This is a genomic window from Rhizobium sp. BK379 (assembly GCF_014193955.1).
Classification (GTDB): Bacteria; Pseudomonadota; Alphaproteobacteria; order Rhizobiales; family Rhizobiaceae; genus Rhizobium.
The window spans coordinates 174275-188292 of record NZ_JACIAD010000006.1; the positions used below are offsets into that span (position 1 = coordinate 174275).

At 59.9% G+C, this 14018-nt stretch carries 12 protein-coding genes; 5 read left to right on the plus strand and 7 right to left on the minus strand.

The window, feature by feature from the left end; genetic code table 11:
* Positions 1-2: 2 nt before the first annotated feature.
* The 6 genes from FHT93_RS24795 to FHT93_RS24820 form a co-directional block, all read right to left on the minus strand.
* On the minus strand, positions 3-824 hold the full coding sequence (locus tag FHT93_RS24795; protein ID WP_007816916.1) for a carbohydrate ABC transporter permease: 822 nt from the start codon (positions 822-824) through the stop codon (positions 3-5).
* Complete coding sequence (locus tag FHT93_RS24800; protein ID WP_112546396.1) at positions 824-1762, minus strand: sugar ABC transporter permease; 939 nt, start codon at positions 1760-1762, stop codon at positions 824-826. The genes FHT93_RS24795 and FHT93_RS24800 overlap by 1 nt, the downstream gene beginning before the upstream one ends.
* The gene (locus FHT93_RS24805) at positions 1762-3093 is read right to left on the minus strand and encodes a sugar ABC transporter substrate-binding protein (RefSeq protein WP_112546397.1); all 1332 of its coding nucleotides are present in this window, start codon (positions 3091-3093) and stop codon (positions 1762-1764) included. Before FHT93_RS24805 ends, FHT93_RS24800 begins: the two co-directional genes overlap by 1 nt.
* A gap of 52 nt (positions 3094-3145) precedes the next feature.
* Positions 3146-3805, minus strand: a complete 660-nt coding sequence (locus tag FHT93_RS24810) for a GntR family transcriptional regulator (RefSeq protein ID WP_112546398.1) — start codon at positions 3803-3805, stop codon at positions 3146-3148.
* A 23-nt stretch (positions 3806-3828) separates the two neighbouring features.
* Complete coding sequence (locus tag FHT93_RS24815; protein WP_183849885.1) at positions 3829-4713, minus strand: dihydrodipicolinate synthase family protein; 885 nt, start codon at positions 4711-4713, stop codon at positions 3829-3831.
* A 296-nt stretch (positions 4714-5009) separates the two neighbouring features.
* Positions 5010-6614, minus strand: a complete 1605-nt coding sequence (locus tag FHT93_RS24820; protein ID WP_183849886.1) for a beta-xylosidase — start codon at positions 6612-6614, stop codon at positions 5010-5012.
* A 377-nt stretch (positions 6615-6991) separates the two neighbouring features.
* Between FHT93_RS24820 and FHT93_RS24825 the strand changes: the two genes are divergently transcribed.
* The 5 genes from FHT93_RS24825 (at position 6992) to FHT93_RS24845 (ending at position 12739) form a co-directional block, all read left to right on the plus strand.
* Positions 6992-8893, plus strand: coding sequence for an ABC transporter substrate-binding protein (locus FHT93_RS24825; RefSeq protein WP_113014607.1), 1902 nt, complete (start codon positions 6992-6994; stop codon positions 8891-8893).
* Positions 8894-8957: 64 nt separating this feature from the next.
* Complete coding sequence (locus FHT93_RS24830) at positions 8958-9962, plus strand: ABC transporter permease (RefSeq protein WP_112971763.1); 1005 nt, start codon at positions 8958-8960, stop codon at positions 9960-9962.
* A 5-nt stretch (positions 9963-9967) separates the two neighbouring features.
* Entirely contained in the window at positions 9968-10825 is an 858-nt protein-coding gene (locus FHT93_RS24835; RefSeq protein WP_113014606.1) for an ABC transporter permease, read from the plus strand.
* 4 nt (positions 10826-10829) lie between these two features.
* Complete coding sequence (locus tag FHT93_RS24840; protein WP_112546404.1) at positions 10830-11864, plus strand: ABC transporter ATP-binding protein; 1035 nt, start codon at positions 10830-10832, stop codon at positions 11862-11864.
* On the plus strand, positions 11861-12739 hold the full coding sequence (locus tag FHT93_RS24845; RefSeq protein ID WP_183849888.1) for an ABC transporter ATP-binding protein: 879 nt from the start codon (positions 11861-11863) through the stop codon (positions 12737-12739). Before FHT93_RS24840 ends, FHT93_RS24845 begins: the two co-directional genes overlap by 4 nt.
* Positions 12740-12777: 38 nt before the next feature.
* Here FHT93_RS24845 and FHT93_RS24850 read toward each other — a convergent pair whose 3' ends face one another.
* Entirely contained in the window at positions 12778-13929 is a 1152-nt protein-coding gene (locus FHT93_RS24850; RefSeq protein WP_183849891.1) for an alpha-hydroxy acid oxidase, read from the minus strand.
* Between the last annotated feature and the right edge of the window lie 89 nt (positions 13930-14018).

A 14018-nucleotide genomic window follows, 5' to 3' on the forward strand; every position in this document is an offset into this window, starting at 1 on the left:
GGTCAGCCGCCCTTGACGGCACCAGCCGTCAGGCCCGCAACGATCTGCTTTTGCGCAAACATGGTGAGTACCAGCACGGGCAGGGTTACGATGAGTGCGGCTGCAGCAAGCGGCCCCCAACTGACCTGCTCGAACGAGAGCATGTTATAGACGGCCACAGGCAGGGTTCTGGTCTCGCGGCTGGCAAGCACGATGCCGAAGACGAAGTTGTTCCAGGAGAAGATGACCGAGAGAATGAAAGCCACGACGATGCCGGGCTTGGCGATCGGCAGCGCCACCAGACGGAAGACCTGCCAGGAGGTCGCACCGTCGATGCTGGCCGCCTCTTCAAGCTCCATCGGCGTCGTTTCGAAATAGCCGATCATGATCCAGACGACGATCGGCACCGTTACCACCAGATGGATGATGATCTGCGGCCAGAGCGTGCCGAGAAGGTTCAGCCACTGGAACAGCAGGAACAGCGGAATGAGGAAGGACAGGCCTGGCGTCATGCGGGCGATCATGATGACCATGGCGGAACGCTCCGCCTTGAGCCGCGCGATGCCGTAGCCGGCGGGTACGCCGATCAGCAGTGCGAGCAAGGTTGCGCCGCCGGTTACAAGGATCGAATTCCAGAAATAGAGGAAGAAATTATTCTCCTCGAAGACCTTCATGTAATTCGACCAGGCGAAACGCTCGGGGATGAAGATCGGCGGATAGGCGCCATTGTCGATTTCATATTTCAGCGACAGCGAGATCATCCAGAGAAAGAACAGGATGACAGGGGAGACCATGACGAGGGCGACAAACAGCAGCCCGATGCGATCGATCGTCTTGCGTTTCATCAGCGTGTCTCCGTGTCGGACCAGTTGGCGCGCTGCCGGATCATCATCAGGACGAAGGAAAGCGCGACAATCATGATGAAGAAGACGACCGCCATCGCCGACCCGTAGCCGATGTCATAGTAAGAGAAGGCCGTATTATAGAGATAGATGTTGATCGTCTCCGATGCGGTGCCTGGCCCGCCCTGTGTCATCGCATAGATGATATCGAAGCTCTTGACAGCATCGATGCTTCTGATCATCACGCCGATCATCAGGAAGGGTGCGATCATCGGCAGGGTCAGGTAGCGGAACTTCTGCCAGGCGTTGGCGCCGTCGATTTCGGCACTCTCATAGGGTTCGCGCGGAACGGCCGCCAGGCCCCCGAGAACGATCAGCATGATCAGCGGTGTCCATTGCCAGGTCTCGACCAGCACGAGCGAGGGAATGACGCTGTTCTGATTGTAGATCCATTCCTGCGGCCCGATGCCCACGAGCGACAGCAGGTAATTGAGCACGCCGAGCTGCGGATGGAACATCATCGTCCAGACGAGCGCGATGGCGACCGGTGTCGCCATCATCGGCATGACGAAAACGCCCCGCAGCAATCCGCGGAACGGAAACTGTGCGTCGAAAATCAAAGCGGCGAGCGTGCCCAGGATGAGCGGGGCGACGACGGCAAGCAGCGTGTAGAGCGCCGTGTGCCAAAGCGATTCCCAAAAGCGCATGTCCACCAGCAGCCGGGTGTAATTGTCCAGGCCGGCAAAAACCACCGGCTGGCCCAGGGTCCAGCTGTTCACGCTCATCCAGAGCGTAAACACCCAAGGAAACACGATGACCGCGGCGATGACGAGCAGCGCCGGGACAACGAAGGGCCAGTAGTTCGGAGCAAGCCGACCTGGCTTGCTCCTCCCGTTTGCGATGCTATTCGATCGCGTGGTGTCCATGCTCACGGATGCCATTATCCCTCGCTTCGGGCCAGTACCGGTTCGAACTGCGCCGTGGCGCTCTTCAGTTCCGCTGCCGGATCGGCGCCGCCGATCATGTTGGTCAAGCCGACGCCATAGATGTCGCGGAACTCGGTGACCGGAATGATGACCGGCAGCGCGAGCTGCGAGACCTTTGCCGAGCCCGCAACGGCATCGACCCAGGTGCTCGGCATGGTGACGCCCTCGCGAACCTTGGCGTCTTCGAGAATCGAATTGCGGAAGGGCACGCCGGCACCCGCCTGCAGAAGGCGCGCGCCCATGTCGTGGGAAATGACCCACTGGCAGAAGAGATAGGCCGCTTCCTTGTTCTTGCTGGCGGCGGTGACGCCGATGCCGTCACCGGTCGTGGCGGCCGCCTGTGCCTTTGGTCCCTTCGGCATGATGCCGTAGCCGACCTTGCCGACGACGCGGGACTTTTCCGGATTCTCGATCGGCGGCGCGAAGCCGACGCCATCGAGCCACATGCCGACCTTGCCCTGCAGGAAGGCAGACTGTGCCTCCGCCCAGTTGAAGCCGGACACGCCAACAGGCGCAGACTTCGTCATCAGGCGCTGATACATCTTGGCCGCCTCGACGGCTTCGTCAGAGGTCGTGCGCAGCTTTCCATCCGGGCCGAGCGGCGTCGAGCCATAGCCGAGAAGCAGGGTGGTCCAAACCGGAACGTTGGCATTCTTGAGGCCACGAGCCACGAAACCGTAGGTATTGGAGGACTTATCGGTCAGGGCTTCAGCGGCACTAGCCATCTCATCGAATGTCGACGGATAGGACAGGCCCTTTTTCTCGAACAGTTCCTTGTTCCAGTAGACGATCCAGTAGTCCACCGAGAAGGGAAGCGAGCGCAGCACGCCTTGCGAGTCCTTGGCAAACTGCAGGCCGGCTTCTGCAAAGTCGCTTTCGACCAGGGATGGGTCGGTCAGCGACGGATCCTTGATGAAGCCGCTGATGTCGGCAAGCCAGCCGCCCTTTTCGAACTGGCGCTTCTGGACGTGATAGCTGAGGTGCACGACGTCGAAGCTGGGCTTGCCGGAGCTGAGTTCGATCGTCGTCTTCTGGCGCTGCTGCTGCTCCGGTGTTGCCTCGGCATTGACCTTGATGCCGGTCAGCGCTTCGAACTCGCTCAGATATTTGAGGATCGTCTCGCTACGCGGGCTCTTGACGAGATTGACCTCGAGCGTCGTTCCGGCAAAGCGCTTCCAGTCGACGGCCGCCGAAGCAGGCCTGATGCCGAGAAGCCCGGCAGCGCCGACGGCTGCTGAACCGGCCAGAAAGTTTCGGCGCGTCGGACGAATGAATGATGATGACATGCTGCTCTCCTCCTCTTGTGTGGCCTGCGATCTCCTCACCGCAGGCGTCAGTCTAAATTCTCAGCGCGCGACTTCGCGCGTGATTGATATGTGCGGCAAGCGCATCGATGGCCCCTTGTGCATTCCTTTGCTCAATGGCCTCCAGTACGCGAAGATGCTCACCCATGACGGGGCCGACGCGCCCGTCGATGCGGAAGCGTTCCTGGCTGATCAGGCGCATCTTGATGGAGTTGACGCGGTAGGCGTTGGAAATGATCGTGTTGCCTAGCGCATCGATGAAGGCGTCATGCATGCCCCAGTCGACAGCCTGGGCATGGATTTCCAGTTCATGGGAATGATTGCCGGCCTCGATTGCTGCGACGATCTCACGATGCTGATTCAGGAGTGCCGCGATCGCCGCGTCGCTTGCCGTCTCTGTGAAGATCCCGACGGCTTCCTTTTCGAGAAAAAGCCGGAGCTGGAAGGCTTCGCGAATGAGGTTCAGGTCGATATGGGCAATCTGAAGCCCGCGCTGCGGCACCGTCTTGATCAGGCCCTCGGCTTCTAGCCGCGGTATAAGTTCGCGAATAGCTCCGAGCGTCAGGCCGGTCAGTTCGACAAGCCTGCGCTGCGAGACGAATTGCCCGGGACGGACGTCACGCGCCAGCAGATGCCTGGTAAAGCTTTCATAAGCTTTCTCTCTCAGCGTCGGCTGCTCGTCCGCTCCATCCATCGGGCTCTCCTCGTACATGACCGCTATGCTGCCTTTGTGCGAAAAAGTCCGTCAAAGGCAAGGGCAAGCTCGCGTCTGCCATCGGCGGAGATTGACGTCAAAGGAGGGCGAACAGCAAGCCATCTATCATCGCCAGTCATTTTTGCCACCATGACTTTCACAGCCGGCGTCACGGGGTGCTTGAGAAGTTCGGCAACGAACTGTTCGACGCGCGGATCGTCATTGCCGTCGACGGCCATGGCGCGGACTTCGTGCGGCGCAAAATTGGCCATGCCCGAAATCGCACCCTGACCGCCCATGCGCACACCCTTGGCGAGGTGCCGCTCGTCGCCGATCAGGATGATCAGGTCGCCATGCTGGCGCAGTAGGGTTTCGGTGTAGGGCCAGTCGCCGGAGGAGTCCTTGACGCCGGTGACGATGGAGGGGAAAGCCTTTCGCAACCGGCTGATCAGGTCGATGCTCAACGCGACCATCGTGACCGAGGGAATATTGTAGGCCAGTACATCACGCGCTGCCTCGCCGACACGCGCAAACACATCGGCAAACCAGGCAAAGATACCATCATCGCTGACGTTTTTGAAATAGGAGGGCGGGGCGAGAAGGATACTGCGCACGCCCTTCGACAGGGCCTGTGACATCTGCTGCGCCGCATCCTCCGCCGCATCGACGAGCACACCGACGACGATCTGCCCGGGCTGAACGCCGGCGGCAATAAATGCGTCGAGGATCCGTTCGCGTTCCTGGCTGCCGATCGATGCGCCTTCGCCTGTTGTTCCGAACAGAGTGACGCTGGCGCAGCCCGAATCAAGGCTTCGCTTTGCCTGGGCGAGCATGACCTCGGCGGCGATGGCGCCGCTGCGCTCAAAAGGTGTCGCCAATGCGACCGACAAACCAAACCCCGTCATCAATACGTCTCCTTCATGTCAGTATGGTATGACTAACATGTCAGTTATTGGCTGTAAACCTGTTTGTGGTAAATGAGTCTCTTGATGGCGAAGGGCTGTGGAATGTTGGAGCGTCGCGGTCTCGGGGACAGGCGGCTCGTTGTTGCCCGCGGTGCTGCGCGGGATGGTCTCGACGGCGCCAATTGCGGCGCAGTGAAGCGACACGCGGTCAATGACGTGACGATGACCGCGCGCCGGATTGCTCTGAGGTGGTTACGGAGCGCAACTTGGAGGGTTGCGCTCCCACTTTTCCTGCCGTCTCACCAGTCCAGGCGCAGGAGAGAAACGCCCTGACGCGGCAGGGAGAAGGTGAGATTGATCTTGCCGTCGCGGACCGAAACAGACGCCTTGTCGTCGATCTCGGCGAGCCTTCCCGAGGCCTCGAGCCTGGCGTAATCGGCGCCCGCGATATCCTGCGGCTTGCCCATTTCCTTCCAGATGCGGAAGGAGTTGGAATGCTGCTCGTCCATGCGGAAATGCTTGAGCGCGGCCGGACGATTGCCCCAGCCGTCAATCGACAGGCTGATATCGGCAGCGGGGCCTGCCTCGTCGTCATCATGATAGTGCCAGACGAGAACGGAGACGCCCTTGTCGTCGCGGGTCGCAACGACGTTGACGTCGGGCTTGTCGCGAACGCCGTGGCTCATGATATCCTCGATATCGCGGCGATAGTCGCTTTCGGATTCCAGCCACTCGCCGCCAAGCTTGCCGAGCATCCGGAAGCCGTTCAGCACCGCCTTGTCGACGCCGTTAGTCGCGAGATCCCGGAAGCCGTCGAAATAGGGCTGGTCGTCGAAAAGGAAGGCCCAGGTCACCGCACCTTCGATCTCGATATTGGCTCGGCGTGACAGCTCATAAGTGCGGATCATGCTCTCGACGACATAGACGCCGTAGAGCGGTCCGTTGCGGTAGCCGTTCTGCGGGTGGACGCGGGCCGAGCAGGCCGCACAGCCTTCCGGGTCGGATTCGCCGATGACGACGGGCAGATGCCGAAGCTCAGGGAATTCGTTGATAATGGCGAGATTGGTTTCGATGTCGCGCAGCTGCTTGTGCAGACCCATGCGCACATGGCCGTCGAAGATGACCGGATTGCCCTTGGCGTGGAAGGCGATGAAATCGATCGGCGGCTTGTTCTCGACAACATGGCGCAAAAAGGCGCGCAGGAAAGTCTGCGCCTTTTCATTGGCGAAGCCGCCGCACGTGTGCGGACCGCCGACGCGTGCTTTCGGCAGGGCGCGTTTTACGGCACGTGCGCTCGCATCATACATGGCGCAGAATTCCGGAATCGTACCCGTCCAGTAATGGCCGTCGGGTTCATTCCAGACTTCCCAGGGCCAGGAGGAGACGATATCTTCCCCGTAGCGATCGGCGAGATGCCGCGCCCAGGCCTCGATGAGGTCTCCCCATTTTTTCAGGTCCTTCGGCGGCGCGGTCCAGCCGGTGGTGATCGTTGCGTATTTATCCGCCGGCTCCCAATGATGCTTGTAGGGACCGTCGAAATCGGAAAGCGCTTCCGGCGTGAAGCCGATCTGGATCAGCGGAATGTTGCCGGCCTCGACATAGGCGTCGAAGATCTGGTCGATGATCGTCCAGTCATAGACGGGATTGCCGTTCGCATCCTCCGTATAGGCATTGGTCGAGCCCCATTTCAGGGCCGGCTTGCCGTCGCCGCTCGTCAACAGATTGTGGGTACGAATGCGCGGAGCGATGGGGCTGAGTTCTGTCAGCTCCTTCAGAAGCTTCTTGCCATGGGGGGAATAGGTGTAGTTCGGCTCGTCATAGCCGAACCAGTTCCACAGCGGTTTATAGGCCCCTGTCGGCCTGCCGGCGTGAACGTTGATGGTCACGTCATAGGAACTCGTCATCGTCTTTCCTCTTGAACGGCCAAGCCTCTGCCTCCTCCCGAAGGCTAACCGACCAATATTGTGATGAGTTGCGGCTGTCTTGGGAGGGCGCCGCGCTCGCCGCAAAAGCTAAGCGAAATGACCATTTTGTCAATAATATAAAAAATGACGATTAAATGGATGATGAAAAATGCCGGTATTTACGAGAGTTTTTGGCATTTAAAAAATTACCTGTTGCCGTTTGGCGAAAAATTGTCGATAAATGTTGAGGCGAAACTTGTCGTCTGGAGGAGCCATATGGACTATCAGGTCCCTATGAAGACGCTTTCGCCGGAACGCGATCGATAACGGATTACGGGAAGCGCCCGCCTCTGCGGGCCAAGGAGGAGGAGCGTCCGATGAAGTTCCCAAGATTTGCAGCCATTGCCTTATTGTCTCTAGCCGCTCTGCCTGCTTATGCGCAGGACTTCATTGCCGGTATTCCGCGCAATGAAACTCTGATCATCCAGGGCACGCCGCAGCAGAATGCCGACTGGTTTAATGTCTGGGCTCCGGGCGGTGGCGGGTCTGCCAATGTCAACGGCTTGCAGCAGCTGACGACCGATACGTTCTGGTTCATCAATCCGGAGGGTGGTCCGGATGCCTGGCAGAATGCGCTCGCTACCGAGCCTCCGGCCTATAATGCCGATTTCACGCAAATGACCGTGAAGCTGCGCAAGGGCATCTATTGGAGCGACGGTGTCGAATTCACCAGCGACGACGTGGCCTATACGGTCAAGACTCAGATCGACCATCCCGGCATGTCCTGGAGCGCGCCTTTTTCCGTCAACGTTGCCAGCGTGGAAAACCCAGATCCGCAGACGGTGATCTTCCATCTCAAGAAGCCGAATTCGCGCTTCCATACGGTGTTCACCGTGCGCTGGAACGCTGCCTGGATCATGCCGAAACATGTCTTCGAAAAGGCCGGCGATCCCCTGGCATTCAAGAACAATCCGCCGGTCTCGCTCAGCGCCTATGTACTGCAGAGCTATGACAAGGCTGGCAACTGGACCATCTGGAAACTGCGCGACGACTGGCAGCGCACTTCGATCGGCATGGCTGCCAAGGAGCCGCCGCAGGTGAAATATGTCGTCTATCGAGCCGCCGGTAACCCGGAAGCCCGCGTCATCGAGCAGCGCAATCATAATCTCGACGTGATCAACGACATGGCACCCGAGGGCATGTTTGCGATGATGCGCGACAGCAAGAGCGTCGCCTCCTGGCTGAAGGGCTTCCCCTTCGCCCATCCCGATCCGACCCTGCCTTCCGTGCTGCTCAACACCAAGAAGCCGCCCTTCGACAACAAGGACGTGCGCTGGGCGCTGGCATTGATGATCGATATCCGCGCCGTGGCCCTCGGCTCCTATCGCGGTGCCGCCAATCTGGCTGCTCTCGCCACGCCGCCGACCGGCTCGGCTCCGGACGATTATTACGCACCGATGCAGGACTGGCTCACCAATTTCGAGCTCGATACCGGCAGCCGCAAGATCAAGCCCTATGATCCCAATATCTCCGCCCAGATCGCCACCATGGTGCGTGGCCAGTGGGGCGACCAGATCCCGACCGATCCGAAACAGCTGCAGCGTACCTTCGGCTTCGGCTGGTGGAAGCAGGATGTTCAAGCTGCAACCGAGCTCCTGCAGAAGGCCGGTTTCAAGAAGAGCGGCAATCAATGGATGAAGCCTGACGGCACGCCGTTCACGATCCGCCTTCAGGTCGAGGGCGACGCCATTCCAACCCTCGCGCGTGCCGGCACCGTTATCGCCCAGCAATGGAGCCAGAACGGCATCGCTACAAAGGTGGATGTTGCCGGCCCGACCAACGGTCAGCGCCTTAGTGCCGGCGATTACGAAGCCGCAATCTACTGGAGCATTGAAACCTGGGGCGGCCATCCGGACCTGTCCTTTTTCCTGGACAGCTACCATTCGGAATTCATCAAGCCGCTCGGCCAGATCCAGCCGCCGCGCAACCTGCAACGCTGGCAGGATCCGCGCCTCGATCAGATCATCGCGAAGAATCGGTCCATCGCCTTCGACTCGCCCGACGTCACCAAGGTCGGTCAGGATTTCCTGAAGCTCGCGGTCGAAGAGATGCCGATGATTCCGCTGATGGCCTACAACAAGTTCGCCCCGTTCGACACGACCTACTGGACGAACTATCCGAGCGCTGAAAACCCCTATTCCGCTTCGGGTCCGAACTGGTCGAACATTCGTTATATGGTGACCGGCCTGAAGGCCAATCCGGACGCTCCGAAGAACTGATCGCGTCGACACGGGAGTGGCCGATTGCCGGCCGCTCCCCTTCTGCTACTGGAGGATGGATGCCATGAATGGCTTTCTGATCTATGCGGGTAAACGTTTCCTGCAGTTCCTTTTCGTGGTCGTCACCGGCATCACGCTCGCATTCCTGATCGCGCACTTCTCGCCTGTTGATCCGGTGGAGCAGACCGTATCGCTCTTGACGAGTTTCGGCTCGACCGATCCACAGTCGGTTGAAATTCTGCGCGAATCGCTGCGGGAGCTCTATGGAACCGGTGGGCCGCTTATCGATCAGTATTTCACTTTCTGGGGACGGGTGCTGACCGGTGATTTTGGTCCGTCGCTGTCGTCTTTCCCGACACCGGTCATGACCGTTATCGGACGCGCCTTGCCCTGGACCGTCGGCCTTCTGACACTTGCCACGATCATCGCATGGATCATCGGCAACCTGCTCGGCGCGCTTGCAGGCTATTTCCGCAACAGCCGGCTGCTCAAGCTTGCCGGCATCGTCATCATGGCACTGCAGCCGATCCCGACCTACATTATCGGCCTCAGCCTCGTTATTCTCTTTGGTTTCGTCTGGCCGATCCTGCCGATCAGTGGCGGCGCGCAGGTCAATCTCACGCCCGCTTTCAGCTGGGCCTTCATCAGCTCGGTTATCGAACACGGTATTCTGCCGGCGCTGACGCTCGTGCTCGTCGGCATCGGCGGCTGGTTCATCTCCATGCGTTCGCTCGTCTCCAACATCATCACTGACGATCATGTCGTTTATGCCGAGCTCGGCGGCGTGCGCTCGAGCAGCATCTTTTCGTATTATGTGGCCCGCAACGCCATGTTGCCGCAGGTTACGGGTCTCGCGCTCAGCCTCGGCAATGTCTTCGGCGGTGCCGTCATTGTCGAGTTCGTCTTCAACTATCCGGGCATCGGCAAGCTGCTGATCTCGGGCATCTATTCCGGCGATTACAGCCTGGTCCTGGGTGTCACGACCATCGCCATCATTGCCGTCGCTGCGGCCGTCTTCGTGATCGATATCATCTATCCGCTGATCGATCCGCGCGTGAAACTGGGATAATTGCGATGTTCAAGATCCTCAGAGACCTGCTTCGTTACAACCGCGAATTCCTGCTCGGGACGATCCTGATCCTGATCATTGTCGGGTTGATCGTCTCTTCCTTCTTCTCGCCTTATGACGAGAACGCCATCTATGTCGTGATCCCCGACATGCCGCCATCCGCCGAATTCTGGTTCGGCACGACTTCACGCGGCCAGGATGTTTTCTGGCAGATCGGCGCGTCGCTGCGCAACACGCTGCTCTTCGGCATTATCGTCGCTGTTATCAGCCGCCTCATCGCGCTCGTCGTCGGCCTCGTTTCCGGTTACATCGGCGGCCGCACCGACCAGATCATCATGGGCATCAACGATACGCTGGGCGCATTGCCAAACATCCCGATCCTGCTTCTTCTGGTCTTTGTCCTGCGTGACCAGATGACATGGTCGATGCTGGCGGTCGTCGCAGCCCTGCTCGGCTGGACGCATGACAGCCGGCTCATCCGCTCCGTCGCGTTATCGCTACGGCAACGGGAATTTACCCGGCATGCCGTTTTTTCGGGCATGCGCACGTCGCAAATCCTCGTCCGCGAACATCTTCCCTATGTCATGCCGATCGTCTTCTTCACGACGATGAACAATCTCATCTGGGCGATCGGCCTGGAAGTGACGCTCTCCATTCTCGGTTTTTCCGACATCAACCGGCCGACGATCGGTGGCATGATCTACTGGGCCAATGCGCATTCGGCCATGGTTGCCGGCATCTGGTGGTGGGTGGCCTTCCCGATGCTGTTCGTGGTCATCCTCTTCCTTGGCCTCTTCATGCTCGCCATGTCGGTCAACGAATATATCGATCCGCGCTCGCGGCTGGCCCGGATGGGAGCCTGAGACGATGCAGAATTCTTTGAGGAAAGCACCTTTGACCCTCGTCGAGAACTCCCGGGACGCGCTGACGATCGACGGGCTCAAATGCTACTACGTCAACGATTATTTCGGCGTCCGGCGCGAGATCAGGGCCGTCGACGATATCAGCCTGACTGTACGCAAGAACGAAATCTACGGCATTGCCGGAGAATCCTCGAGCGGCAAGACCTCGCTCATCAAGACGCTTGCCGGAGCCATTCGCCCGCCGATGCGGGTCGTCGGCGGTACGGTCAATTTCAATTTCGATGGCAAGCCGATTGATGTCTATGGCGAACCGCAAAAGATGCGGGCCGCGCGCTGGCGACATCTTTCCTACATCATGCAGGGCTCGATGAACGTGCTCAACCCGGTCCGGCGGGTGAAGCATGCTTTCAACGATTTCGCCTCCCGCCACATGGGTTTGGATCAAGCAGCCTTCCGCCAGCGGGTCGAGGCGCATCTTGCCCGCCTGCATCTCGACCCGCATGTCCTTGAAGCCTTTCCGCACCAGCTCTCCGGCGGCATGCGCCAGCGGCTGACCATCGCGCTTGCGACCGTCTGCGAACCGGAATTCATCATCGCCGACGAGCCGACGACGGCGCTCGACGTTTTGGTGCAGCAGGATGTTCTTGCGTTGATCAAGGAAGTGCAGACACGCATGCAAGCCTCGGTCATCTTCGTGACCCACGATATGTCCGTCCATGCTGCCATCACCGATCGCCTTGCGATCATGTATGCGGGGCGGCTCGCCGAAGAAGGGCCGACGCAGGCGATCTTCGACAATCCGCAACATCCCTATACGGCTCATCTGATCGGCAGCCTGCCACGCATCGGCGATACGCGGACGCGGAAGAGCCTGCAGGGCAAACCTCCGGCGCTCTCGAACCCGCCGTCGGGATGTCGCTTCCATCCACGGTGTCCGATTGCGATCGACAGGTGCTCGAAGGAGGTTCCTGTCATGCAGCCGAGCGCGACCGGCGGGCGCGTGGCCTGTTTCAGGGCAGGGGAGTACAAGATCCAATGAGTGACGAACACCTTCTCCAGCTTGAAAATGTCAGCAAGTTCTTTCCGATCGGCGGGTTCTTTTCACGCGCCAGGATGACGGCAGTCGATGACGTGAGCTTTGCGCTTGCGGCTGACAGCCCAGAGATTTTCACGATCGTCGGCGAATCCGGCTCCGGCAAATCCACGCTCGCCAAGATGATCCTCGGCAGCGAGGCCGCAGATCGCGGCACCATCCGCTTCGACGGCGCCGACATTGGCGATATCAGCAGCCGTAGCGCCCGCGAAGCCTTCATGACCAGGGTTCAGCCGGTTTTCCAGAATCCCTTCGAAGCCTTCAATCCGCTGACGCGCATCGACGAGTATCTGTATGCCACGGCGCATCGCTTCAAGGGTGCGAAGAGCCGCACCGAAAGGGAGGCCTTGGCAGATACGGCGCTGCAGCGGGTCGGCCTCTCCATTGCGGAGGTTCGAGGACGTTATTCGCATGAATTGTCCGGTGGTCAGCTCCAGCGCATCGCGGTGGCACGCGCGCTCATTCCGGAACCGAAGCTCATCGTCGCCGACGAGCCGGTTTCCATGGTGGATGCGTCACTGCGCATGTCGATCGTCAATCTCTTTCGCGAATTGCGCGATACATTGAAGGTATCGATCATCTACATCACTCATGATCTCGCGACCGCCTATTACATAGCCGACCGTGTCATCATCATGCGCAAGGGCGTAGTCGTCGAAAGCGGCGATGCGCGTGCCGTGCTGGACAATCCGCAGCACGAATATTCGTTCGCCTTGAAGAATGCCGTGCTGCCGCCCGATCCCCGCGAGGCGTCAACGATCATTCGCCAGCGCCGGCAGGATGTCGGTGCACCTGCGCCCCGTGAGATCGTCGGAGCCTGATAAAGTTCGCGCCGTGATATGGGGTGCAGTGCTCCGTCTCAGGAGGTGCGGAAACGCAGGTTGCCGGCCGACAACTCGCTGACGGAAGCGGCGCCCATCAGCTTCATGCCACGCTCGATTTCCGTCCGTATTTGCAGGAGCGCCCGCTCGACCCCGGCTTGGCCGGCGGCTGCAAGCGGGAAGAGATAATAACGCCCTACCCCGACCGCCTTGGCGCCGAGCGAGAGTGCCTTGAGCACATGCGTGCCGCGCTGGATGCCGCCGTCGACCATGACGTCGATCCTGTCGCCGACGGCATTGACGATTTCCGCCAGCTGGTCGAAGCCGCTGCGTGAACCGTCGAGCTGGCGGCCGCCGTGGTTGGAAAGCACGATGCCGGTGCAGCCGATATCGATGGCGCGCTTGGCATCCTCGACCGTCATGATGCCCTTCAGGCAGAATTGCCCGCCCCAGGTCTTCACCATGTCGGCGACATCGTCCCAGTTCATGGCGGGGTCGAGCATCTCGGTAAAGTAGCGGCTGATCGACATGGTGCCGCTGCCCATGTCCACATGGCTGTCGAGTTGCGGCAGGCGGAATTTCTCATGGGTGAAATAGTTGATTGCCCAGGCCGGTTTGACGGCAAACTGCGCCATGCCTGACAGGTTGAGCTTGAACGGGATGGCAAATCCGGTGCGCTTGTCGCGCTCGCGATTGCCGCCGGTGATGCTGTCGACGGTCAGCATCATCACCTGCACGCCCGCCTGCTTCGCCCGCGCCATCATTTCACGATTGAGGCCGCGATCCCGATGGAAGTAGAACTGGTAGACCTGTGGCCCGCTGCTGATCTTGCGCGCCTCTTCCAGGCTGATCGTGCCGAGCGAGGAAACCCCGAACATCGTGCCAAACTTGCCGGCCGCATGGGCGACCGCACGCTCGCCCTCGTGATGGAAGAGCCGCTGCAACGCCGTCGGTGAGCAATAGACCGGCATGGCGAGCTTCTGGCCCATGACGGTGACCGACATATCGACATCGCTGACGCCCCGCAGCACGCTCGGCAGAAGATCGCAGGTTTCGAAAGATGAGGTATTGCGCCTGTAAGTCACCTCGTCATCCGCGGCGCCGTCGATATAGTTGAAGATCGGCCCCGGAAGGCGCTGCTTGGCGAGACGGCGGAAATCGTGGAAGTTATGGCAGTCTGAAAGGCGCATACCCGTATCCAATCGAGGGCCGGCGCGTCATGCCTCCGCATGCGGCTCGGCCGATGAATGGCCGCGAGACCTCCTCGTCGTCGCGATCC

Coding starts and splice junctions, on each gene's coding strand:
- FHT93_RS24830 (WP_112971763.1), top strand. CDS start 8,958: ATGAATGGCTTTCTGATCTATGCGGGTAAACGTTTCCTGCAGTTCCTT.
- FHT93_RS24800 (WP_112546396.1), bottom strand. CDS start 1,762: ATGGCATCCGTGAGCATGGACACCACGCGATCGAATAGCATCGCAAAC.
- FHT93_RS24835 (WP_113014606.1), top strand. CDS start 9,968: ATGTTCAAGATCCTCAGAGACCTGCTTCGTTACAACCGCGAATTCCTG.
- FHT93_RS24795 (WP_007816916.1), bottom strand. CDS start 824: ATGAAACGCAAGACGATCGATCGCATCGGGCTGCTGTTTGTCGCCCTC.
- FHT93_RS24820 (WP_183849886.1), bottom strand. CDS start 6,614: ATGACGAGTTCCTATGACGTGACCATCAACGTTCACGCCGGCAGGCCG.
- FHT93_RS24805 (WP_112546397.1), bottom strand. CDS start 3,093: ATGTCATCATCATTCATTCGTCCGACGCGCCGAAACTTTCTGGCCGGT.
- FHT93_RS24840 (WP_112546404.1), top strand. CDS start 10,830: ATGCAGAATTCTTTGAGGAAAGCACCTTTGACCCTCGTCGAGAACTCC.
- FHT93_RS24850 (WP_183849891.1), bottom strand. CDS start 13,929: ATGCGCCTTTCAGACTGCCATAACTTCCACGATTTCCGCCGTCTCGCC.
- FHT93_RS24825 (WP_113014607.1), top strand. CDS start 6,992: ATGAAGTTCCCAAGATTTGCAGCCATTGCCTTATTGTCTCTAGCCGCT.
- FHT93_RS24810 (WP_112546398.1), bottom strand. CDS start 3,805: ATGGATGGAGCGGACGAGCAGCCGACGCTGAGAGAGAAAGCTTATGAA.
- FHT93_RS24845 (WP_183849888.1), top strand. CDS start 11,861: ATGAGTGACGAACACCTTCTCCAGCTTGAAAATGTCAGCAAGTTCTTT.